Genomic DNA, 22,210 nt, shown 5'->3' on the forward strand with positions numbered 1-22,210 from the left:
ATAGTTAAGCACACCGCTCGGCTTTGCGTCCGTCCCGACAGCGACAGGCGACGCACCGGAATGCGGCATGTCGCCCCGCCCTACCGCAGCGACGCACCACCGCCGGGCGCGGCCGGCTCACTCCCAGCGCCGCGCCGCCGCCTGGTCGCTGTCGCGGCCATCGACCCAGCGCGCACCGTCCGGAGTGTCCTCGCGCTTCCAGAACGGCGCGCGGGTCTTCAGGTAGTCCATGATGAAGTTGCAGGCGTCGAAGGCGGCCTGACGATGGGCGCTGGCGGTGCCGACGAAGACGATCGGCTCGCCGGGCAGCAGATGGCCGACGCGGTGGACGATGGCCACGCCATGCAGCGGCCAGCGCGCGCGGGCCTGCTCGACGATGCCGGCGAGCGCCTTTTCGGTCATCCCCGGATAGTGCTCGAGGGTCATCGCCGCCACCGGGTCGCCGTCGTTGTAGTCGCGCACGTAGCCGACGAAGCCGACCACCGCGCCGATGCCGACGTTGGCGGCGTGCAGCGCCTCCAGTTCGACTCCGGGCTGGAACGCCTCGTGTTGGACGCGGATCGCCATGTCAGCCTCCGGTCACCGGCGGAAAGAAGGCCACCTCGTCGCCGTCGGCGAGCGGCTCGGCGAGGCTACACAACTCCTGGTTGCGCGCACACATCAGGCTGTTCTCGGCGAGCACCTGCCAGGCGCCGCCGCGCGCCAGCAGCAGGCTGCGCAGCGCCTCGAGCGAACCCAGCTCGGCCGACCACGGCAGGCTTTCGCCGTCACAGTCCAGCGCCTCGCGATAGCGGGCGAAATAGCGCACCTCGATCATGCCGATTCCTCCGCGCGGTAGTCGCCGCTCTTGCCGCCACTCTTCTCCAGCAGGCGCACGCGCTCGATGGTCATGCCGCGATCCACCGCCTTGCACATGTCGTACAGGGTCAGCGCGGCGACGCTGGCGGCGGTCAGCGCCTCCATCTCCACCCCGGTCTGCCCGGCCAGCTTGCAGCGCGCGACGATGCGCACCGCGTCGCCGCCCTGCGGCTCCAGCTCGACACGGATGCCGGTGAGCAGCAGCGGATGGCACAGCGGGATCAGTTCGTGGGTCTTCTTCGCCGCCATGATGCCGGCGACCCGCGCCACGGCGAACACGTCGCCCTTAGGATGGCCGCCGCCGACGATCAGCGCCAGGGTATGCGGCTGCATGCGCACCAGTGCCTCGGCGCAGGCCTCGCGGGCGGTGGCTGCCTTGTCGGTGACGTCGACCATGTTGGCATGGCCGCGGGCATCGAGGTGGGTCAGCGCGGCACCGGTCGGTGCCGCCGGCTGGCCGGTGGGCGCCTCGCCGGAGCCGGCGGGCACCGCCGGACGGAGCACGGCCGTCACCAGCGCATCGGGAGTGTTCAGGTTGGCCAGGCGCGGATCGTCCTGGGCGCAGCCCAGCACCTGGGCGTCGGCGCCGAGCAGGAAGCGCATCGGGCTGCGCTCGCCGGCCTGCCAGAGGCGCTCCAGCTCGCCCTGCAGGCTGCGCGGAATCATGCAGAACAGCGGCTCCAGCTGGGCGCCGCGGCGCAGCATCAACGGCCGCTGCGGCTCCTGCGCCGCCTGGTGGCGCATCGCCGAGAGCAGGTCGTCGTCGATCTGCGGCGCGTCGCAGGGCAGCACCAGCAGCCAGTCGTGACGCATCGCGGCGAGGCCGGCGCGGATGCCGGCCAGCGGGCCGGGGAAGTCGTCGCTGTCGTCCATCACCAGCTGATCGGCCCACAGCGCGTAGCTCTCGGCGTTGCGGTTGCAGGAAATGATCAGGTCGTCGGTGATCGGCTGCACCCGCTCGCTCAGGGTGGCGATCAGCGGGCGACCGGCGAACTCCACCAGCCCCTTGTCCACCCCGCCCATGCGCTGCCCGCGCCCACCGGCGAGCAGCAGAACGGAACAGGGTGGCAGGTCGACAACTGCGGACATGGCGATTCTCCAGGCGGGGTCATGGCAGCGATGTTACACCGCCACGGCAATGCTGCCAGCCGACCCGTTCACCTGCCGGAGCGCATCCGTGCGCCCGCCGAACTGCCGCGACGCTCAGCCCTCCGGCTGCTCCAGCGCGGTGACCAGCGCCTTGAGGAAGCGCGCCGCCTCGCCGCCGGTGACCGCGCGGTGATCGAAGGTCAGCGACAGCGGCATCACCGGGTGGACCTCGACCCGGCCGTCGACCGCCACCGGCTGGTCGCGGATCACCCCGGCGCCGATGATCGCCACCTGCGGCGGCACCACGATGGGGTTGGCGTAGCGGCCGAACAGGGTGCCGAAGTTGGACAGGGTGATGGTCGCGCCCATCATCTCCTGCGGCGGGATCGAGCGCGCCTTGACCGCCTCGCGCATGCGCCGCATGCCCTCGCGCAGGTCGTCGCCGCTGCGCCCGCCGACGTTGCGCAGCACCGGCACGAACAGGCCGTCGGGGGTGTCCACGGCGATGCCGAGGTCGACCTGGTCGTGCTGGCGGATGGCCATGGCCTTGCCGTCGAACCACACGTTGAGCCCCGGCTCGGCCTGGCAGGCGGCGGCGATGGCCTGCGCCACGCGCACCAGCGGCTCACGGGCGGCCGCCGGCCAGCGGCTGAGGTCGGCGTCCTCGACCAGCACCACCGGCACCACCTCGGCATGCGCGCGCGCCATGTTCAGCGCCATGCTGCGCCGCACACCGCGCAGGCGCTCGCCGCCGAAGCTGGTGCGCGCGCTCGCGGCCGCCGCCTCGACATCGGCGCGGGTGATCAGGCCGTCGGCGCCGGAGCCGGTGAGCCCGGCCAGCTCCACACCGAGCTGGCGGGCCAACTGGCGCACCGCCGGGGTGGCGCGCGGCGCCAGGTGCTCGCGGGTCGAGGGTGCGGCGCCGACGAAGAAGCTGTCGCCCGCCCCGCCCTCGCCGGCCTCCAGCTTGCCGACCACGGTGCCGGTGTCTTCGCCCTCGCCCTCGTAGGCGAGCAGCGGCTCGCCGACGTGGAGGATGTCGCCCTCGGCGCCGTAGGTCTTCAGCACCACGCCGTCGTAGGGTGCGGGAATGTCGACGATGGCCTTGGCGGTCTCCACCGAAACCAGCAACTGGTCGGCCTTGACGCTGTCGCCGGGCTTGACGTGCCACTGGACGATTTCCGCCTCCTGCAGGCCTTCGCCGAGATCGGGCAGCTTGAAGTGTTTCATGGCGATTCTCCGTAGGGTGCGCCATGCGCACCGGTCGCTTCAGTCCATGGGGATGCGCACGGCGCACCCTACAGGCTCCGGCGTGGTTCAGACCGTAGGGTGGAAAGCGACCACAGGTCTTTTCCACCGCATCGTGCAACGGTGGACAAGGCTGCGCCGTTGCCCACCCTACCGATTAGCGTTCCTCAGGCGTAGTTCAGCACCGTATCGCAGGCGGCGAGGATGTCGCCGGCGTCCGGCAGGTAGTACGGCTCCAGGCGGTACAGCGGCGGCGGGATGTCCGGCGCGGTGACCCGCTGGATCGGCGCGTGCAGGTCGAGCAGCGCGCGCTCGTACAGACTGGCGGCGATCTCCGCGCCCACCCCGCAGGTCTTCGGCGCCTCGTGGACGATCACGCAGCGGCCGGTCTTGCGCACCGAGGCCTCGAGGGTGTCGAGATCCAGCGGCTTGATGCAGGCGACGTCGATCACCTCGGCACTGACGCCGCGCTCGGCCAGCATGCTGGCGGCCTGCAGGGTCTCGTGCACGCTGGCGCCCCAGCTGACCAGGGTGAGGTCGCTGCCCTCGCGCAGGGTGAAGCAGCTGTCCAGCGGCAGGCGTCGCCCATCGTCCTCCAGCGGCTGCGGGTTCATCCGATACAGGCGGGTCGGTTCGAGGAAGATCACCGGATCCGGATCGTCGATGGCCGCCAGCAGCAGGCCGTAGGCGCGCGCCGGCGACGAGGGGATGACCACGCGCAGGCCGGGGATGTGGGCGAACAGCGCCTCGGTGGCCTCGCTGTGGTGCTCGGGGGCGCGGATGCCGGCGCCCATCGGCGAGCGCACCACCAGCGGGCAGCTCAGCCGGCCGCGGGTGCGGTTGCGCATGCGCGCGGCGTGGGAGATCAACTGCTCCATGGCGGCATAGATGAAGCCGAGGAACTGGATCTCCATCACTGGCTTGAGACCCTGGGCAGCCATGCCGATCGACAGGCCGGCGATCATGTTCTCGGCCAGCGGCGTGTCGATCACCCGCTTGAAGCCGAAGGCGTCGCGCAGGCCGAGGGTGGCGCGGAACACGCCGCCGTTGACGCCGATGTCCTCGCCGAGCACCACCACGTCGTCGTCCTCGCGCATGGCGCGGTGCAACGCCAGGTTGACCGCCTCGAGCAGGGTGTACTTCTTGTCACTCATGATCGGATCCTCCCTGGCGCCGGGCGACGCGCTCGGCGAACTGCTCGCGCTGTTCGGCCAGCGCGGCCGGCCAGCTGGCGTAGAGGTGCTCGAATACCTCCTGCGGGTCCTGCGCCGGGGTCGCCTCGTAGGCCTCGATGGCCTGCTGCAGTTCGGCCTGGCACTCGGCGATCAACGCCTGCTCGCGCGGCTCGTCCCACCAGCCGCGCTCGACCAGGAAGTTCTGCAGACGCTTGATCGGCTCCTCGTGCCAGGCCTGGTTGACCTCCTCGGCGCTGCGGTAGCGGGTGGCGTCGTCGGCGGTGGTGTGGTCGCACAGCCGGTAGCTGATGCACTCCAGCACCGTCGGCCCCTTGCCGTGGCGGGCGCGGTCGATGGCCAGACGCAGGCGCTCGACCACCGCGATCACGTCGTTGCCGTCCACCTGCTCGCCGGCGAAACCGCCGCCGATCGCCTTCTGCGCCAGGGTCGGCGCGCCGCACTGGATGCGCCGCGGCACCGAGATGGCCCACTGGTTGTTGTTGACCACGAACACCACCGGCAGCTGCCAGGCGCCGGCGACGTTGAGCGCCTCGAGGAAGTCGCCCTTGCTGGTCGCGCCGTCGCCGCAGGTGACCAGCGCCACCCGCGCCTCGCCGCGGACCTTGATCGCGGTGGCCACCCCGCAGGCGTGCAGGGCCTGGGTGGCGATCGGCACGCACAGCGGGAAGTCGGCCTGCGCGGAGGGCGCCTGGAAGCGGCTGCCGCGCTCGTCGCCGCCCCAGTACAGCAGCATCTCGGCCATGCTCACCCCGCGCAGCAGCTGGGCGGCGCTGTCGCGGTAGTAGGGCAGGAACACGTCGTCGCCGCGCAGCAGGCTGCCGATCGCGGTACCGACGGCCTCTTGGCCGAGGCTGGAAGCGTAGGTACCGACCCGGCCGGTACGCTGCAGGGCGATGACCTTCTGGTCGAACAGGCGGGTGCGCTGCATGGCGCGGTACAGCCCGACCACCCGCGCGGCGTCCTCGGTCCAGTCGGGCAGCGGGCCGAGCGGTCGGCCCTCGGGGTCCAGATAGCGGGTGTACGGCAGGTCGATGCGGGAGTGCGGCATGGCTTCCTCCTTGGCACCGCTCAGGTGCATGGGCGGCCGGCGGAACGTCCGCAGGCCGGGAGCGACGACTCAGGAACCGTAGATCAGGCGCTCGGCCAGGCTGTCGGCGACCCGCGCCGGCGAGCGTTGCTCGGCGTGGGCCTCCGTGTAGATTTCCTCGAGACGGTGGCCGATCTTCGCCAGATGCGCGGTGATCTCGGCGTGGCTGTGCCCCTGGTGCTGCAGGGCGACGAAGATCAGGCCGCCGGAGTTGATCACATAGTCCGGCGCGTAGAGGATGCCGCGCGCCGCCAGCTCGTCGCCCATCTCCGGACTGTCCAGCTGGTTGTTGGCGGCTCCGGCGATCGCGGCGCAGCGCAGCTTGCCGATGCTCTGCGGGTTGATCACCCCGCCCAGGCCGCAGGGCGCGAGGATGTCGCAGGGCACGGTGAGCAGCGCGTCAGCGGCCACCGGCTGGGCGCCGAGCTGCTCGACCGCCAGCTCCAGGCGGCCCTCGTCGATATCGCTGACGATCAGCCGGGCGCCGGCGACGGCCAGGTGCTCGGCGAGGGCGAAGCCGACGTGACCGAGGCCCTGCACGGCGACGCACAGCCCGTCCAGGCTGTCGCTGCCCAGGCGCGCCCGCGCGGTGGCGCGGATACCGGCGAACACGCCCAGAGCGGTATGCGGCGAGGGATCGCCGCCGGCGGTGGTGCTGGTGACGTGGCGGGTGTACTGGGCAATGCAGTCCATGTCGGCGCCCGAGGTGCCGCTGTCGACGGCGGTGATGTAGCGGCCGCCGAGCTTGTCGATGAAGCGGCCGAAGGCCTCGAACAGCGCGGCGCGGCTGGTCAGGTGCGGCGGGCGGATGATCACCGCCTTGCCGCCGCCCAGCGCCAGGCCGGCCAGCGCCGCCTTGTAGCTCATGCCCCGGGCCAGGCGCGCGGCATCGCGCACCGCGCTCTCCTCGTCGGGATAGGGCAGATAGCGACAACCGCCGAGGGCAGGACCGAGGTTGGTGTTGTGGATGGCGACGATGGCGTGCAGGCCGGTTTGCGGGTCGCAAGCCAGGTGCAGCTCTTCGACGCGCACGGCTTCCAGGGTGGCGAACATGAGACGGACTCCTGACTGGTCTGTGAATACAGGCGTTGTCGCCGGGACTCCCCACCGCCAGGCCGAACCCGCGTCGCGGCAATCCCGCGCCACACCCCGTCTGCCCTGCGGCCCTACACCCTCACCTGCGTGCCCCTCGCAACGCTTCTGTCCTTGAGTATAGGCAGCGCGCGTGGCCAGGCAATCACAGCAGTTTGGCCGCCAGACGTGCCAGCCACGGTTCGGCGTCCTCGGCGGGGGTCACCGTCTCGCTGGCGTCCAGCTGCAGCTGCGACTGCAGATCGCGCATGCCCAGGGCCAGCAACTGCATGTGCGCCTGCAGGGCGGCGGCACAGAAGCTCTCGCCGTAGGCGGTATCGCCCAGGCCGATCACCGCCAGCGGCCGGCCCCGCCAGTCGGGCTGGCTGGCGACCAGCTCGTCGAGCAGTTCCTGCAGGGTGTCCGGCATCTCGCCCATGCCGGTGGTCGAGGTCACCACCAGCAGCGCCTGGGGGTCGAGCGCCAGCAGCTCGGCGCAGCCGATGCGCGGCAGGTGACGGGCATCCAGACCGGCGTCGCGCAGCAGCTGCTCCGCGTGGAGGGCCACCTCTTCGGCGGCGCCGTAGACAGATCCCGAGAGAATTGCGAGTTGAAGCATGGCTGGCTCCCTGGCCGATTCGGCAAAGCCGGCATTATGCGTCAATCCGCAACCCGCCCGCCGCCATGACGACAGGCGCGGGACGGCGACCGGCGTGGATTGTCGCCGCCGGCAACGCCGGCTTAAATTGTGCAGAACATGTACAGAGATGCATACCATGCAAAACAATCCGAGCTGGCCGCTGACCCTCTACTACGACGGCGCCTGCCCCCTGTGCGCCCGCGAGATCCGCCTGCTGCGCCGGCACGCCAGCGCCGCACGCCTGCAACTGGTGGACATCGCCGCGGCCGACTTCGACCCCGCACCGCTCGGCCTCAGCCTGGCCCGGCTGCAGGAGCGCCTGCACGCACGCTTCGCCGATGGCCGCTGGGTCAGCGGCCTGGATGCCACCTTCTGGAGCTGGTGCGCCGCCGGGCTCGGCCGCTGGGCCGCACCGCTGCGCTGGCCGCCGCTGCGCCCGTTGCTGGAGCTCGCCTACCGGCTGTTCTGCCGTCTGCGCCCGCACCTGGGCTGGCTGCCGCACCCGGACGGCGCCGCACGCTGCCGGTCCGAGGGCTGCGCCCTGCCCCGTGCCGAGCGGCGACACCGGCCCTGACCCGGAAAACCACTACACAAAGTGTACAAACACACACGAATCGCACAACAAATCAGATGCCGCCGCCATTACACACCAAAACAAAAATCCTTCAAAAACAATTAGTTGAATAAATTCTGCGCAGACTGCCGACAATCATGGCGTACAAACCGTTGTACAAGAGGCCATCCTGCGCTAGTGTTTCCCGCGGTTCAGCCGGTAACCCGTCCCGCACTTGTCAGGTACCCGGCGGTCTTGCCGCTGAACCATCCCCATTTTCCACGAGGCACGCATGAGCCAGTCCGCCGCTCCCATCCTGATCACCGGCGCCAGCCAGCGAGTCGGGTTGCACTGCGCGCTGCGGCTGCTCGATGCCGGCCAGCCGCTGATCGTCAGCTACCGTAGCGAACGCCCGGCGCTCGACGAGCTGCGCCGGCGCGGCGCGCTGACCCTGCCGGCGGACTTCTCCAGCGAGGCCGGCATCCTCGCCTTCATCGACCTGCTGCACAGCCACACCGACCGTCTGCGCGCCATCGTGCACAACGCCTCGGACTGGCTGCGCGAGGAACCGGGCGAGGAGGCGGCAGCCTTCGCGCGCATGGTCAGCGTGCACATGCTGGCGCCCTACCTGATCAACCTGCGCTGCCGCGCGCTGCTCGAGCGCTCCACCCCGGCGGACATCGTGCATATCACCGATGACGCGGCCCGTCGCGGCAGTGCCAATCGTGTAGCCTATTGCGCCAGCAAGGCCGGCCTGGAAAACCTGACCCTGTCGTTCGCCGCGCAGTTCGCCCCGCGCATCAAGGTCAACGCCATCGCGCCGGCGCTGGTGATGTTCCAGGCGCACGACGACGCGCAGTACCGCGAGAAAACCCTGGCCAAGTCGGCCCTCGGCATCGAGCCGGGGCCGGAAGTCATCTACCAGAGCCTGCGCTACCTTCTGGACAACCCCTACGTCACCGGCACCAGCCTGTGCGTCAACGGCGGCCGCCATCTCGTCAAGTGAAACGGGCGCACGCCGCCACTGAGGACCCCGACATGAGCGATCAACTGTCGCAAATCACCGAGCATTACCGCGAAATCCTCCTCGGCCTCGGCGAGGACCCCGAGCGCGAGGGGCTGCTGGATACGCCCAAGCGCGCCGCCAAGGCCATGCAGTACCTGTGCCGCGGCTATCAGCAGACCCTCGACGAGATCGTCAACGGCGCGCTGTTCGCCTCGGACAACGACGAGATGGTGATCGTCCGCGACGTCGAGCTGTACTCGCTGTGCGAGCACCACCTGCTGCCGTTCATCGGCAAGGCCCACGTCGCCTACATCCCCACCGGCAAGGTGCTCGGCCTGTCCAAGGTGGCGCGCATCGTCGACATGTACGCCCGCCGCCTGCAGATCCAGGAGAACCTCACCCGGCAGATCGCCGAGGCGATCCAGAGCGTCACCAACGCCGCCGGCGTGGCCGTGGTGATCGAGGCGCAGCACATGTGCATGATGATGCGCGGGGTGGAGAAGCAGAACTCGGTGATGAACACCTCGGTGATGCTCGGCGCCTTCCGCGAGTCGGTGAACACCCGCCAGGAATTCCTGCAACTGATCGCCCGGAGCAAGTAAATGCCACGACTGGAACCCGGCATGGCGCGCATCCGCGTCAAGGACCTGCGCCTGCGCACCTACATCGGCATCAAGGAGGAGGAAATCCTCAACAAGCAGGACGTGCTGATCAACCTGACCATCCTCTACCCGGCCCAGGAAGCGGTGCAGGGCAACGACATCGGCCAGGCGCTGAACTACCGCACCATCACCAAGGAGATCATCCGTCACGTCGAGGAGAACCGCTTCGCCCTGCTCGAGCGGCTGACCCAGGAAATCCTCGACCTGGTGATGGCCAACCCGCAGGTACGCTACGCCGAGGTCGAGGTCGACAAGCCGCACGCGCTGCGCTTCGCCGAGTCGGTGTCGATCACCCTGACCGGCCACCGCTGATCCCGCGGCGGCTCTTATGATCGCCGCCTCCGCGCCGTCCAACCTCCCAGCGAGTCCGCCATGACCGAACAGCAACGCCTCGAACTGGAAGCCGCCGCCTTCCGCCGCCTGCTCCAGCACCTGAGCGCGCGCAGCGACGTGCAGAACATCGACCTGATGAATCTCGCCGGCTTCTGCCGCAACTGCCTGGGCAAGTGGTACAAGGCCGCTGCCGACGAACGCGGCATCGAGCTGTCCGCCGAGGACGCCCGCGACACCATCTACGGCATGCCCTACGCCGAGTGGAAAGCCCAGCATCAAAAAGAGGCCACGCCCGAGCAGCTGGCCGCCTTCGACCAAGCGAGCAAGAAATGACCGCACTCACCGACTTCCGCGCCGCCCTGCGCAGCGGCAACCACGTCTTCGCCGACACCCTGGCGTTCATCGCCGCCCACTACGACTACATGCCGCAGGCCTTCGTCAACGGCAGCGTGGAGAACGCCGCCGGCCAGAACGAGGGCTCCTGCAAGCTGCTCGGCCTGGCCCTGCTCGAGGGTCTCGGCGACGAGGAAACCCTGCTGGCCTTCGGCGAGCACTACCGCAGCGTGCTGGCCACCCCCGAGGGCAGCGACCACGGCAACATCCGCGCCCTGCAGGCCTCGGGCCTTGCCGGCGTGCGCTTCGCCGAGCTGCCGCTCGTGCGCAAGGGCTGAGCCCGCGCCCGTCCCGGCCGGAGCGCAACGCGCGCGGCCGGGTCAGTCTTCAGCACACCCCCATCCCCTGCATCAGCAGCATCAGCCCGCCCTGCCGCCAGCCCCACCAGGCCAGCGCCAGCAGCGCCGCCAGCAGCGCCGCCAGCAGCAGTCCACCGCCCAGCCAGGGCAGCGCACGACGCATCAGGCCGCCCCCGCCTGCAGGCGCGCCACCGGCTGCTCGCGCACCGGCCAGTTGAGCAGCGCGGCCATCACGCTCAGACCGACGCAGATCTGCCAGACCAGCTCGTAGCTGCCGGTGCGGTCGTACAGCCAGCCGCCCAGCCAGCCGCCCATGAACGAGCCGAGCTGGTGGAACAGGAAGACGATGCCGCCGAGCATCGACAGGTTGCGCACGCCGAACAGGGTGGCCACCGTGCCGTTGGTCAGCGGCACCGTGGACAGCCAGAGGAAGCCCATGGCCATGCCGAAGGCGTAGGCCGTCCACTCGCTCAGCGGCGCCCAGAGGAAGGCGACGATCACCACGCCGCGGGTCAGGTACAGGGCGGCGAGCAGTTTCGGCTTGGCGTAGCAGCTGCCCAGCCAGCCGGCGGTGTAGGTGCCGAACACGTTGAACAGCCCGACCAGCGCTAGCACCGTGGTGCCGACCTGCGCCGGCAGGTGCTGGTCGACCAGGTAGGCCGGCAGGTGCACGCCGATGAACACCACCTGGAAGCCGCAGACGAAGAAGCCCAGCGCCAGCAGCCAGAAGCCGGAATGCCCGGCGGCCTCGCGCAGCGCATCAAGGAGGGTCTGCGCCGGGCCGTGGGCGACCGGCTGCGCCGGCGCGCGCAGCAGCGCCGCCAGCGGCAGGATCAGGGCGATCAGCACGGCCAGCGCCAGCAGCGCGCCCGACCAGCCGAGCCAGGTGATCAGGCCGAGGCTGCCGGGCAGCATGACGAACTGGCCGAACGAGCCGGCCGCGGCGGCGACGCCCATGGCCATGCTGCGTTTCTCCACCGGCGCGGCCTGCCCCACCGCACCGAGCAGCACCGAGAACGAGGTGCCGGACAGGCCGAGGCCGATCAGCAGGCCGGCACTCAGCGACAGCGAGGCGGGACTATCGGAGAAGGCCATCAGCGCCAGGCCGGCGACGTACAGCACGCCGCCGATCAGCACGGTGCGCTTGACCCCGAAGCGGTCGGCGAAGGCGCCGGTGAACGGCTGGATCAGGCCCCAGATCAGGTTCTGCAGGGCGATGGCGAAGGCGAACACCTCGCGGCCCCAGCCGAACTCGGCGCTCATCGGTGGCAGGAACAGGCCGAAGCCGTGGCGCACGCCCAGCGACAGGGCGAGGATCAGCGAGCTACCCAGCAGCATCCAGCCGCAGTGGCGCCAGAGCGAGGTCATGACTATCTCCTTGAGGCAAAAAGCGAGCATATCACTCGGGTATGCGCTTGCCGACCGCCCCACTCCGGGGACGGCCCGGCCATCGGTTACACTGGCGCATCCGCATTTCCGCCACGAGACCGCCATGCCGATCCGCCACGCCATCGTCCACCTGATCGACAAGAAGCCCGACGGCAATCCTGCCGTGCTGCACGCCCGCGACAGCGAGCTGGGCGAATCGCAGGCCATCGACAACCTGCTGGCCGACCTCAACGACAGCTACAACGCCAAGCCGAACAAGGTGTGGGGCCTGTTCCACGAGGAGTCCGGCGCCTTCCCGTTCAGCGGCTGGCTGGCCGACTACCTCGACGGCGGCCGCGACTTCGTCGCCTTCAGCCGCCAGGCGGTCGAGCACCTCAAGCAGCTGATGGAGCAGTCCAACCTGTCCACCGGCGGCCACGTGCTGCTCGCCCACTACCAGCAGGGCATGACCGACTACCTGGCCATCGCCCTGCTGCACCACAGCGAGGGCGTGGCGGTCACCGACAGCCTCGAGGTCACCCCGGCCAAGCACCTCGACCTCGGCCAGCTGCACCTGGCCGCGCGCATCAACCTGTCCGAGTGGCGCAACAACCAGACCTCGAAGCAGTACATCTCCTTCATCAAGGGCAAGGGCGGCAAGAAGGTCTCCGAGTACTTCCGCGACTTCATCGGCTGTCAGGAGGGGGTCGATGCGCCGAGCGAGACGCGCACCCTGCTCAAGGCGTTCAGCGACTACGTGGAGAGCGAGGACCTGGCCGAGGAGCAGGCCCGCGAGAAGACCGAGGCGCTGGTCGACTACGCCAGCAGCCAGGCACGCCGCGGCGAACCGATCGCCCTCGAGGAACTCTCCGAGCTGATCGACGAGGAGCAGCCGCGCGCCTTCTATGAGCACATCCGCAACAAGGACTACGGCCTGGCCCCGGAGATCCCGGCGGACAAGCGCACCCTCAACCAGTTCCGCCGCTTCACCGGCCGCGCCGAAGGCCTGTCGATCAGCTTCGAGGCGCACCTGCTCGGCTCGCAGATCGAATACGACGAGAGCAGCGACACCCTGATCATCCGCCAGCTGCCGAGCAAGCTGAAGGACCAGCTCAAGCGGCGCAAGGACTGAGCGCCATGCCGCGCCTGCCCGACACCCTGCTCGACGCCTGCCTCGGCGATCCGCGCGCCCCTCGCGTGGCCGATGCCGAGCGCCTGTGCGGCCTGGCGCGCGAGGAGGCACGGGCGCAGCTCGCGGCGCTCAAGCCCTGGCTGGCCGAGCAGCAGACCCTGCTGCGTGCGCGGCGCCAGGAAGCGCTGCTGGTCTGGCTGCAGGGAGCGGACTGCGCCGGCAAGGACGGCGCCATCCGCCAGGTGTTCGGCGGCCTCAACCCGCAGGGCCTGCGGGTGCACGCCTTCTGCCAGCCGAGCGCGGCCGAGCGCGCCGAAGGCTTCCTCGAACGCTACCAGCGCTGCCTGCCAGCGCCCGGCGAGCTCGTGTTGTTCAACCGCACGCCCTACGAGGGCGTGGCCTGCGACCTGTTCGACGGCTTCATCGACGCCGCCGCCATCCCCGCCCGCCTGGCGCAGCTGGCCGCCTTCGAGGACGAGCTGGCCGGGCGCGGCATCCGCCTGCTCAAGGTCTATCTGCAGATTTCCCGCGTCGAGCAGAAGGCACGCCTGCGCAAGCGCCTGCTCGATCCGCGCAAACACTGGAAGCTCGGCGCCGAGGACCTCGCGGCGCACCGCCAGTTCGATCAGCGCGAAGCGCACTGGGCCGGCATCCTCGCCGCCAGCCAGCGCCCGCAGGCGCCCTGGCGGCTGATCCCGGCCAACCACAAGTGGCTGCGCGACATCCTGCTGGCCAGCCTGGTCGCCCGCGAATTCGAGCAGCTCGGCCAGCGCTGGCCGAACCCACCGCTGCCGTTCGGCCTCGACGAGCTGGAGCGGGCCTGAACCCGCCCCCGCACTGCGGGGTGCTCGCCCAGCCCGTAGGGTGGGTCAGGCCGCAGGCCGTAACCCACCAACCGGCCGCCAGGCCGGCAATCGGGATGCCTGTCGGCATCCTTGGTGGGTTACGCCGCGTTGCGGCTAGCCCACCCTACGGATCAGGCGCGGTTGCCGACCACCCGCTCACCAGCCGCTCCTTGGCCGGCTTGGCCAGGCGCTTGATCGCCCGCTCGCGCGACAGCGCCGCGCCCTTGCCGGCGCAGGCCTCGACGTAGACCAGCGCCTGCGCCGGGCTGCTGTGGAAGAAGCGCGCGCCCCTGCCGCTCTGGTGCGCGGCGAAGCGCCGCTGCGGGTCGTCGCTGATCCCGCAGTACAGCGCCCCGTTGGCGGCGCGCACCAGATAGACAAACCAGGGCTTGTCGGCGTCGGCCATCGCGCCACTCCTCTGCGAAAAGGCCGAATTATCGACCTCCGCCACGGAACCGTCATGGGCCGGGTGCACAGCCCGGCGCAACTGGTGATAATTGGACGGTTGCGGGCATGCCGTCCGCCCGCACCAGAAGCCGCAGTCGCGCCGCCCGCCGGCGCGCCAGTCACTTCCCCGTCAACCCGGATATGCCCATGGACGATCGCCAACCCCTGATCCTCGAACCCGCCGAGCCGGCCCGCGCCTGCGTGATCTGGCTGCACGGCCTCGGCGCCGACCGCTACGACTTCCAGCCCCTGGCCGAGGCGCTGCAGCGCGTGCTGCACGGCGTGCGCTTCGTGCTGCCGCAGGCGCCGACCCGCCCGGTGACCATCAACGGTGGCTGGAGCATGCCGTCCTGGTACGACATCCTCGCCATGGCCCCCGAGCGCGCCATCGACGTCGCCCAGCTCGAGGCGTCCGCCGGCGAACTGCTGGCGCTGATCGAGGCGCAACAGGCCGCCGGCATCCCGGCGCAGCGCATCGTCCTCGCCGGCTTCTCGCAGGGCGGCGCGGTGGTGCTGCACACCGCCTTCCGCCGCTGGGCCGGCCCGCTCGGCGGCGTGCTGGCGCTGTCCACCTACGCGCCGACCTTCGCCGACACGGACCAGCTCGGCGCCATCCAGCGCGAACACCCGGTGCTCTGCCTGCACGGCCGCCACGACGAGGTGGTGCCGCCGGACCTCGGCCAGCGCGCCCACGACTGGCTGGTCGCGCGCGGCGTGGCGGTGACCATGCGCACCTACGCCATGGGCCACGAGGTGATCGACGAGGAGGCCCGCGACATCGCCCGCTGGCTGGCCGAACGCTTCAGCCACTGAGCGGCCCGCGCCGGCAAGCGCCGGGAACGTGGCGCGCCCTGAGCGGAAAACCCCGGCAAACGGCTCGCCGGCGCCGGCCGGGGCGCCGCGCGGCTTCGCCCTGCCGGCATCTTGCTTTACACTGCAGTCTGTATCTTTCCCACGCAGATCGAGATCACCGTGCTCAAGGCACTCAAGAAAATCTTCAGCAAAGACGCCGAACTGGCGAAGCAGACCGTCAGCCCCGCCGCTGACGCCCCCACAGGCGCCGCCAGCGACCGCGCCGAGACCGCCCCCGCCGCCACCGAGGCCAAGCGCCCGCCCGAGCGCGGCGACGGCGAACGCCCGCGCAAGCCGCGCAACGACAAGCCCCGCACCGAGAAGAGCGGCGACAGCAAGCCGCGCGGCGAGAAGAGCGACAAGCCCGAGAAGAACGCCGAAGCCCCGGCCAAGGCCGCCCGCCCGCGCCGCGAGCGCGCACCGCGCAAGCCGGCGGTGGACAACTGGAAACCCGAGGACTTCGCGGTCGAGCCGATGGAAGGCAAGACCCGCTTCCACGACTTCAACCTGGATGCGCGGCTGATGCACGCCATCCACGACCTCGGCTTCACCTACTGCACGCCGATCCAGGCCCAGGTGCTCGGCCATACCCTGCGCGGCCGCGACGCCATCGGCCGGGCGCAGACCGGCACCGGCAAGACCGCCGCGTTCCTGATCTCCACCATCACCCAGCTGCTGATCACCCCGCCGCCCAAGGAACGCTACATGGGCGAGCCGCGCGCGCTGATCATCGCGCCGACCCGCGAGCTGGTGGTGCAGATCGCCAACGACGCGCGCGACCTGACCAAGCACACCGGCCTCAACGTGATGAGCTTCGTCGGCGGCATGGACTTCGACAAGCAGCTCAAGCAGCTGGAAAGCCGCTACTGCGACATCCTGGTCGCCACCCCCGGCCGCCTGCTGGACTTCAACCAGCGCGGCGAGGTGCACCTGGACATGGTCGAGGTGATGGTCCTCGACGAGGCCGACCGCATGCTCGACATGGGCTTCATCCCGCAGGTGCGGCAGATCATCCGCCAGACCCCGTACAAGGGCGAGCGGCAGACCCTGCTGTTCTCCGCCACCTTCACCGACGACGTGATGAACCTCGCCCAGCAGTGGACGGTGAACCCGGCGATCGTCGAGATCGAGCCGGAGAACGTCGCCAGCGACACCGTCGAGCAGCACGTCTACGCGGTGTCCGAGGCCGACAAGTACAAGCTGCTGTACAACCTGGTCAGCCAGAACAACTGGGAGCGGGTGATGGTGTTCGCCAACCGCAAGGACCAGGTGCGGCGCATCGAGGAGCGCCTGACCAAGGACGGCATCAGCGCCGCGCAGATGTCCGGCGACGTGCCGCAGCAGAAGCGCATCAAGGTGCTGGAAGGCTTCCGCGAGGGCAAGATCCGCGTACTGGTGGCCACCGACGTCGCCGGCCGCGGCATCCACGTCGACGGCGTCAGCCACGTGATCAACTTCACCCTGCCGGAAGATCCGGACGACTACGTGCACCGCATCGGCCGTACCGGCCGCGCCGGCGCCAGCGGCACCTCGATCAGCTTCGCCGGCGAGGACGACGCCTTCGCCCTGCCGCCGATCGAGGAACTGATCGGCCGCAAGATCCAGTGCGAGATGCCGCCCGCCGAGCTGCTCAAGTCGGTACCGCGCCAGCGCTGAGCCCCTCCCCCCCTGCCGCGCCGGCGGCAGGGGCCTCCTTCATCGCGTTGCCCTGCCCCGCCATGTTCCGACTGCCCCGCCTGCTGACCGTCCTGCTGCTTGCCCTCCTCGCCCCCGCGGCGCTGGCCGAGGGGTTCCTCTCGCGTCTGCTCGACCGCCCGGTGCCCGGCGGCGTGGCGGTGGTCGATCTGGGGGACGCCCCGGCGCGACCGGGCGCCCGCTACCAGGACAAGCCGCTGCTGGTGGTGCGCGAGGACGACCGGCGCTGGATCGCCGTGGTCGGTGTGCCGCTGAGCGCCAAGCCGGGGCAACAGCGCATCGAACTGGACGACGGCAGCCAGCGCAGCTTCACGGTCGGCCCGCGCGACTACCAGCAGCAGCACATCACCCTGAAGAACAAGGAGCAGGTCAATCCCAGCCCGGCCAACCTCAAGCGCATCGACCGCGAGCTGGCCGAGCAGAGCGCGGCCTATCGCCGCTTCAGCGCGCGCCAGCCGAGCAACCTGCTGTTCGACAAGCCGGTCGCCGGCCCGCTGTCCAGCCCGTTCGGCCTGCGCCGCTTCTTCAACGGCGAGGAACGCAACCCGCACTCCGGCCTCGACTTCGCCGTGCCGGCCGGCACCCCGGTCAAGGCGCCGGCGGCGGGCAAGGTGATCCTGGTCGGCGACTACTTCTTCAACGGCCGCACCGTGTTCGTCGACCACGGCCAGGGGCTGATCAGCATGTTCTGCCACCTGTCGCAGATCGGCGTGAAGGTCGGCGACGAGCTGGCGCGCGGCGCCGTGCTCGGCAAGGTCGGCGCCACCGGGCGCGCCACCGGCCCGCACCTGCACTGGAACGTCAGCCTCAACGACGCGCGGGTCGACCCGAGCATCTTCATCGGCGCCTTCCGTCCCTGACGGGCCGCGCCGGCTAAGCTTCACCTGAGTCCCCATCCGGGCGCGCCCCGGCGGCCGCCGTTCCCGGCGATCAGGAGAAGCTCATGCCCGGCGACCTTGCTCTGGCCCTCGACTGGCTGCAGACCCGCCCCTACCTGTACACCACGCTGAGCGTCGCCCTGCTGCTGGCCATCGCCTGGCTGGCCAACTGGACCGTCAAGCACCTGCTGGCGCGCGCCCTGCACCGCACCCTCAGCGCCACGCCGCTCGGCCGCCACCTGCCCAGCTACGAGCAGAGCATCGTCCGCCGCCTGTCGAACATAGTGCCGGCGCTGATCCTCTCCAGCGGCGTCGCCCTGGTGCCCGGCCTGCCCCCGGCGGCGGTGGCAGTGGTGGAGAACGTCTGCCGGGCCTTCATCGTGCTGACCATCGCCCTGGCCATCGGCGGCGCGCTCAAGCAGGCCAACCGCCTTTACGAGCAGCGCCCGGACGCCCACCTCAAGCCGATCAAGGGCTACCTGCAGGTGCTGGAGATCGCCGTCTACGCGCTGGCCACCATCCTGATGCTCGCCACGCTGATCGACCGCTCGCCGCTGATCCTGCTCTCCGGCCTCGGCGCCATGGCCGCGGTGCTGCTGCTGATCTTCCAGCACACCCTGCTGTCGGTGGTGGCCAGCGTGCAGATCTCCTCCAACGACATCCTCCGCGTCGGCGACTGGGTGGAGATTCCCGAACTGAATGCCGACGGCGACGTGATCGACATCGCCCTGCACACCGTCCGGGTGCAGAACTGGGACAAGACCATCACCTGCATCCCGACCAAGCGCTTCATCAGCGACCCGTTCAAGAACTGGCGCGGCATGCACGAGTCGGGCGGCCGGCGGATCAAGCGCAGCCTGTACCTGGACCAGAACAGCGTGCGCTTTCTGGTTGCCGCGGAGGTCGAACAGCTGCGCCACTTCGCCCTGCTGCGCGACTACCTCGGCCAGAAGGAGAGCGAGCTGGAGAAATGGAACCTGATGCTGCGTGAGCAGGGCGCGGCGCCTCTCAACCAGCGCCGCCTGACCAACCTCGGCACCTTCCGCGCCTACGTGGAGATCTACCTGCGCCACAACCCGCAGATCCGCCAGGACATGACCCTGCTGGTGCGCCAGCTCGCCCCCACCGCCACCGGCCTGCCGCTGGAGCTGTACTGCTTCACCGCCACCACCGCGTGGGCCGACTACGAACGCATCCAGGCGGACATCTTCGACCACCTGCTGGCGATCCTGCCGGAGTTCGGCCTGCGCGTGTTCCAGTATCCGAGCGGCGCCGACCTGCGCGAGTGGCGGACACCGGCGGCCGAGGCCGCCGGGCCGACCATGGCACCGTAGGGGAGAAGACGCGCGCAGCGATCTTCTACCGCCCCTCCGCACTGCCGGCGGTGGACAATCGCTGGCGCGAGTTGTCCACCCTGCGGCTCGCAAACTGCCGCTCCGCAGCCAGAGGTCAGGGCGGCGGCATGGCTCAGAAGCTCAGGTCGACCCGCGTCCAGAAGGTACGCCCCGGCTCGTTGACGCGGGTCTCGGCGGGGAAGCCGAAGCCGCTGTTGCCGGCCAGGTTGAGGTGTTCCGAATAGGCCTTGTCCAGCAGGTTGTCGACGCCGGCGCTGAGCTTGAGCTGCTGGCTGACCCGCCAGGCGCCGTTCCACGCCAGCACGCCGAAGCCGGCGCTCTCGTCGAAGTCCTTGCCGACCACGTTGCCCTGGTTCTCGGCGATGCGGTTCTGCGCCGCCACCACGCGCCACAGTCCGCTGGTGCTCCAGTTGCCCTGCTCGTAGGTCAGCCCGAGGCGCGCCTCCAGCGGCGGGATCTGCGGCAGGGAGCGGTCGTCGGAGGTGTTCTCGCCCCAGGCGTAGGCCAGGGTCGCATCGCCCTTCCAGTTCGGCGTGAAACGGTAGGCCAGCCCGGCCTCGGCGCCGGCGATGCGCGCGTCGACGTTCCTCACCACCGTGCGGGTCATGCCGGCCATGATTCCCGGCACGTAGTCGAACAGGATGTAGTCCTCGACCACCCCGGCGTAGGCCGAGGCCCAGGCTTCCAGCGGCCCCTGGCGGTACTGGATGCCCAGATCGAGCTGGCTGGTCTTCTCCGGCCTGACCGTCTCGAAGGCCTGGATGCTGCCCACCGGACCGGCGCTGGCGGAGAACAGCTCCCAGTAGTCGGGGAAACGCTCGGCGTGACCGAGACCGGCGTACCAGGTGGCCGGCACGGCCTGCAGATCCTGTTCGTAGCGCAGGAAGCCGCTGTACAGGGTGTCGTGGCGTTCCTCGTCGGCGCTGGGGTTGGCCCAGGTCTCGCTCTTCATGGTCATCGGGTTGTGGCTGGTGAAGCTCTGCCGATAGTCGTGGGCCTCGGCGCGGTCCAGGCGCGCACCGCCGATCAGGCGCTGGTCACGGTCGAGCGTCCAGGTCAGCTCGCCGAACAGGCCGTAGTTGTGGGTGTCGGCGTCCTTGTTCCACGGGAACTGGTCGGCGTCGGTGTAGCTGCCGCTCATCATGTTGTAGCTGGAGGCACGCTTGCGGTGCTCGCTGCGCTGGGCGTCGACGCCGCCGACCAGCTCGACGTCATCCCAGCGCCAGGTGCCGGCGACCCGCCCGCCGAGGGTGCGGCGGTCGACGTTGCTGGCCATCGGGTTGCGCATCATCGCCATGCTGGCCTTGGGGTCCGGCTCGCGCAGGCGGAAGTTGTCCATCACGTGGTCGGCGTAGTTGTAGTAGAGGTTGGCGTCGAGGCCATGGAACACCTCGCCGATGTAGCTCTTCTTGAAGCGCAGGGCGAGGCTCTCGCGGGCGAACTGGGTGCCGTCCATGCCGCGCCCGGCGTAGCGCGACTCACCGTCGCTCTTGCCGGCGCTCAGCTCGAGGAGGGTGTTGGCGTCCGGGGTCCAGCCCAGCGCCACGTCGCTGTTCCACTTGTCGAAGCGCGACGGCAGCGTGTCGCCGTTGCCGTCTTGGTAGTCGTCGGCCTGCGAACGGTTGGCCAGCACCCGCGCGTAGCCGTCGCGGCTGCCGGCGGCGGCGTCGACGCTGCGGTCGAAGCGGCCGTTGGAGCCGGCCAGCAGACTGGTGTCGAGGCGCCAATCGGGCCGGTCGAACTGCTCGGGGTCACGCTCGAACAGCACGGTGGCCGCCGAGGCGCCCGGCCCCCACAGCACGCTCTGCGGCCCCTTGATCACGGTCAGGCGGTCGTAGCTCTCCGGGCTGATGTAGGAGCTCGGCGAGTCCATGCGCCCCGGGCAGGCGCCGAGCATCTCGCCACCGTTGCTGAGCAGCTTGATGCGCGAGCCGAACATGCCGCGGAACACCGGATCGCTGTTGACCCCGCCGTTGCGGATGGCGGCGAAGCCGGGGATGGTCTTCAGGTAGTCGGCGCCATCGCTGGCCGGCACCGGCTGGCGCGGCTGCTTGGGACTGGTGACCACGGTCAGCGGCGACTTGGGCGCCACGCTGGTGATCACCAGCGGCGCGACTTCCTCGTCGGCGGCACCTTCGCCTGCTTGAGGCTCGGCCGCGTGCAGCGGCAGCGCCAGGGCGCCGAGCAGCGCGGCATGCGCCGGCCACCAGCGGCGCTGGAACGGATTCAGGGCGAACGGACGGGACAGGCGCGACTGCGCCAGGGACGGACGGACAAAAACGGACATGTCGGTATTCCACGCGAAAGACGGACTGCAGCACGTCCGGCGGACGCGCAGCAGCGCGCCGGCTGGCGGACGGCGGTTGGATGCGAGTCAGGCGTGGAACAACGGGGGGGCGCGCGGCTGGCGCGCGTGCGGCGGCGCCTGCGGCAGGCTCTGCGCCGGCGGCTGGTACTGGTGAACGAGACTGGTCGGCGCCGGCAGCGCCAGCTGCAGGCTGGGCGGCAGCGGCGGATGGCCGGTCAGCAGGTTGCAGTAGCCGCACTGCTCGAGGCCCTGCACCCAGAGGGGGGGATCCTGGTCGGCCCGGGTCTGCGGCAGCTCGGCGCAGTGCAGGGCCTCCAGGTCGATCAGCACCAGCGGCAGGCTGTCCAGCGCGCGCAGCTGCGAGTACAGCGGGCCGGCGAACGCCATGAGCATGGCGAACAGGCCAAGCCAGGCTGCCAGACGCATGCGCCCTTGCCGAATCACCCGATGTGCTCTCCCTGGAACGGATCTGCGGCCATGGCCGCCGCGAATGGCCGGGATGATCGCACAGGGCCAGGCTCGCGACCTAGTGCGACACGGCGCCGCAGACAGTCCCGCTCGCTACGCGCCGGGCCGGGCGGCGCCGCGCGGCGCACACGGCCCCGTCCGCTCGCGGCAGCAAAATCTCCGCGCAATAACCACAAACAGAATCGACAAAAGCAGGCACAAAAAGTCTCGATAGAGCATAAAGTGGCCGATTATTCCAATTTTCCAACAATGCTTGCCATTCACGCGCAACGAACGCTAGGGTTGGTGCCATGAACGCTTCCCACACCCTCATCCTGCTGCGGCAATACCTCAGCCTGCGCTTGGTCAGTCCGCGACTGCGCAGCTGAATACCGCCTCGCCGCCTCCGTATTGCCCGCCGCCCCGCGGCCCCGTTTCCAGGAAATCC

General features: G+C 70.0%; 25 protein-coding genes and 1 pseudogene. 12 read left to right on the top strand and 14 right to left on the bottom strand.

Annotation, left to right across the window (positions count from 1 at the left end):
* Positions 1–117: 117 nt before the first annotated feature.
* The 9 genes and pseudogenes from moaE to BLT78_RS13495 all read right to left on the bottom strand — a co-directional run bounded on the left by moaE (position 118) and on the right by BLT78_RS13495 (position 7,168).
* Positions 118–567, bottom strand: a complete 450-nt coding sequence (gene moaE / locus BLT78_RS13460) for a molybdopterin synthase catalytic subunit MoaE (RefSeq protein ID WP_090349448.1) — start codon at positions 565–567, stop codon at positions 118–120.
* Position 568: 1 nt separating this feature from the next.
* The gene (locus tag BLT78_RS13465; protein ID WP_090349449.1) at positions 569–817 is read right to left on the bottom strand and encodes a MoaD/ThiS family protein; all 249 of its coding nucleotides are present in this window, start codon (positions 815–817) and stop codon (positions 569–571) included.
* Positions 814–1,287, bottom strand: a complete 474-nt coding sequence (gene moaC, locus BLT78_RS13470; RefSeq protein ID WP_269458076.1) for a cyclic pyranopterin monophosphate synthase MoaC — start codon at positions 1,285–1,287, stop codon at positions 814–816. Before moaC ends, BLT78_RS13465 begins: the two co-directional genes overlap by 4 nt.
* Positions 1,288–1,371: 84 nt before the next feature.
* Positions 1,372–1,947: pseudogene (gene mobA, locus BLT78_RS21740) on the bottom strand (molybdenum cofactor guanylyltransferase MobA); the annotation flags it as partial.
* 114 nt (positions 1,948–2,061) lie between these two features.
* A complete protein-coding gene (locus tag BLT78_RS13475) occupies positions 2,062–3,177 on the bottom strand; it encodes a dihydrolipoamide acetyltransferase family protein (protein ID WP_090349450.1) in 1,116 nt (371 codons plus the stop codon).
* Positions 3,178–3,362: 185 nt separating this feature from the next.
* The gene (locus BLT78_RS13480) at positions 3,363–4,349 is read right to left on the bottom strand and encodes an alpha-ketoacid dehydrogenase subunit beta (protein WP_090349451.1); all 987 of its coding nucleotides are present in this window, start codon (positions 4,347–4,349) and stop codon (positions 3,363–3,365) included.
* On the bottom strand, positions 4,342–5,439 hold the full coding sequence (gene pdhA / locus BLT78_RS13485) for a pyruvate dehydrogenase (acetyl-transferring) E1 component subunit alpha (protein ID WP_090349452.1): 1,098 nt from the start codon (positions 5,437–5,439) through the stop codon (positions 4,342–4,344). The genes BLT78_RS13480 and pdhA overlap by 8 nt, the downstream gene beginning before the upstream one ends.
* Positions 5,440–5,508: 69 nt before the next feature.
* Positions 5,509–6,531, bottom strand: coding sequence for a Glu/Leu/Phe/Val dehydrogenase family protein (locus tag BLT78_RS13490; protein ID WP_090349453.1), 1,023 nt, complete (start codon positions 6,529–6,531; stop codon positions 5,509–5,511).
* Positions 6,532–6,715: 184 nt separating this feature from the next.
* Positions 6,716–7,168: a flavodoxin domain-containing protein gene (locus BLT78_RS13495; RefSeq protein WP_090349454.1), complete on the bottom strand. Its 453-nt coding sequence runs from the start codon at positions 7,166–7,168 to the stop codon at positions 6,716–6,718.
* Between the two features lie 157 nt (positions 7,169–7,325).
* On the opposite strand from BLT78_RS13495, the gene BLT78_RS13500 reads away from it, so the two are divergent.
* The 6 genes from BLT78_RS13500 (at position 7,326) to BLT78_RS13525 (ending at position 10,414) form a co-directional block, all read left to right on the top strand.
* On the top strand, positions 7,326–7,763 hold the full coding sequence (locus tag BLT78_RS13500; RefSeq protein WP_090349455.1) for a thiol-disulfide oxidoreductase DCC family protein: 438 nt from the start codon (positions 7,326–7,328) through the stop codon (positions 7,761–7,763).
* Between the two features lie 271 nt (positions 7,764–8,034).
* On the top strand, positions 8,035–8,748 hold the full coding sequence (folM, locus tag BLT78_RS13505; protein WP_090349456.1) for a dihydromonapterin reductase: 714 nt from the start codon (positions 8,035–8,037) through the stop codon (positions 8,746–8,748).
* Between the two features lie 32 nt (positions 8,749–8,780).
* Positions 8,781–9,350 (top strand): GTP cyclohydrolase I FolE, encoded by a 570-nt coding sequence (folE, locus tag BLT78_RS13510; protein ID WP_090349457.1) that lies wholly within the window; start codon positions 8,781–8,783, stop codon positions 9,348–9,350.
* Entirely contained in the window at positions 9,351–9,722 is a 372-nt protein-coding gene (folX, locus tag BLT78_RS13515) for a dihydroneopterin triphosphate 2'-epimerase (protein WP_090349458.1), read from the top strand.
* A 60-nt stretch (positions 9,723–9,782) separates the two neighbouring features.
* Positions 9,783–10,076: a DUF1244 domain-containing protein gene (locus BLT78_RS13520; RefSeq protein ID WP_090349459.1), complete on the top strand. Its 294-nt coding sequence runs from the start codon at positions 9,783–9,785 to the stop codon at positions 10,074–10,076.
* Entirely contained in the window at positions 10,073–10,414 is a 342-nt protein-coding gene (locus tag BLT78_RS13525) for a HopJ type III effector protein (protein WP_090349460.1), read from the top strand. The genes BLT78_RS13520 and BLT78_RS13525 overlap by 4 nt, the downstream gene beginning before the upstream one ends.
* A gap of 49 nt (positions 10,415–10,463) precedes the next feature.
* Here the strand turns inward: BLT78_RS13525 and BLT78_RS21830 are convergent, their stop codons facing one another.
* A complete protein-coding gene (locus BLT78_RS21830) occupies positions 10,464–10,598 on the bottom strand; it encodes a hypothetical protein (RefSeq protein WP_269458058.1) in 135 nt (44 codons plus the stop codon).
* On the bottom strand, positions 10,598–11,803 hold the full coding sequence (locus BLT78_RS13530) for an MFS transporter (protein WP_090349461.1): 1,206 nt from the start codon (positions 11,801–11,803) through the stop codon (positions 10,598–10,600). The genes BLT78_RS21830 and BLT78_RS13530 overlap by 1 nt, the downstream gene beginning before the upstream one ends.
* Before the next feature lie 124 nt (positions 11,804–11,927).
* On the opposite strand from BLT78_RS13530, the gene yejK reads away from it, so the two are divergent.
* Positions 11,928–12,935: a nucleoid-associated protein YejK gene (gene yejK, locus BLT78_RS13535; RefSeq protein ID WP_090349462.1), complete on the top strand. Its 1,008-nt coding sequence runs from the start codon at positions 11,928–11,930 to the stop codon at positions 12,933–12,935.
* Positions 12,936–12,940: 5 nt separating this feature from the next.
* On the top strand, positions 12,941–13,759 hold the full coding sequence (locus tag BLT78_RS13540) for a polyphosphate kinase 2 family protein (protein ID WP_090349463.1): 819 nt from the start codon (positions 12,941–12,943) through the stop codon (positions 13,757–13,759).
* A gap of 145 nt (positions 13,760–13,904) precedes the next feature.
* Here BLT78_RS13540 and BLT78_RS13545 read toward each other — a convergent pair whose 3' ends face one another.
* The gene (locus BLT78_RS13545) at positions 13,905–14,186 is read right to left on the bottom strand and encodes a GIY-YIG nuclease family protein (protein ID WP_090349464.1); all 282 of its coding nucleotides are present in this window, start codon (positions 14,184–14,186) and stop codon (positions 13,905–13,907) included.
* Between the two features lie 188 nt (positions 14,187–14,374).
* Between BLT78_RS13545 and BLT78_RS13550 the strand changes: the two genes are divergently transcribed.
* From BLT78_RS13550 to BLT78_RS13565, 4 genes are all read left to right on the top strand, one after another.
* Complete coding sequence (locus BLT78_RS13550) at positions 14,375–15,040, top strand: alpha/beta hydrolase (protein WP_090349465.1); 666 nt, start codon at positions 14,375–14,377, stop codon at positions 15,038–15,040.
* A 159-nt stretch (positions 15,041–15,199) separates the two neighbouring features.
* The gene (gene rhlB, locus BLT78_RS13555) at positions 15,200–16,735 is read left to right on the top strand and encodes an ATP-dependent RNA helicase RhlB (RefSeq protein ID WP_090349466.1); all 1,536 of its coding nucleotides are present in this window, start codon (positions 15,200–15,202) and stop codon (positions 16,733–16,735) included.
* A gap of 62 nt (positions 16,736–16,797) precedes the next feature.
* Positions 16,798–17,634, top strand: a complete 837-nt coding sequence (locus BLT78_RS13560) for a peptidoglycan DD-metalloendopeptidase family protein (protein WP_090349467.1) — start codon at positions 16,798–16,800, stop codon at positions 17,632–17,634.
* Positions 17,635–17,717: 83 nt separating this feature from the next.
* Complete coding sequence (locus BLT78_RS13565) at positions 17,718–18,986, top strand: mechanosensitive ion channel family protein (RefSeq protein WP_090349468.1); 1,269 nt, start codon at positions 17,718–17,720, stop codon at positions 18,984–18,986.
* 133 nt (positions 18,987–19,119) lie between these two features.
* Here BLT78_RS13565 and BLT78_RS13570 read toward each other — a convergent pair whose 3' ends face one another.
* Together BLT78_RS13570 and BLT78_RS13575 are read right to left on the bottom strand one after the other, a co-directional pair.
* Positions 19,120–21,294 carry a TonB-dependent copper receptor gene (locus BLT78_RS13570; RefSeq protein ID WP_090349469.1) on the bottom strand — a complete coding sequence of 725 codons (2,175 nt, stop codon included), beginning with the start codon at positions 21,292–21,294 and terminating at the stop codon, positions 19,120–19,122.
* A gap of 87 nt (positions 21,295–21,381) precedes the next feature.
* Positions 21,382–21,741, bottom strand: a complete 360-nt coding sequence (locus BLT78_RS13575; RefSeq protein WP_090349470.1) for a DUF2946 domain-containing protein — start codon at positions 21,739–21,741, stop codon at positions 21,382–21,384.
* Positions 21,742–22,210: the final 469 nt, after the last annotated feature.

The sequence above is a fragment of the Pseudomonas oryzae genome (assembly GCF_900104805.1).
In the GTDB taxonomy this organism is placed as follows: Bacteria; Pseudomonadota; Gammaproteobacteria; order Pseudomonadales; family Pseudomonadaceae; genus Geopseudomonas; species Geopseudomonas oryzae.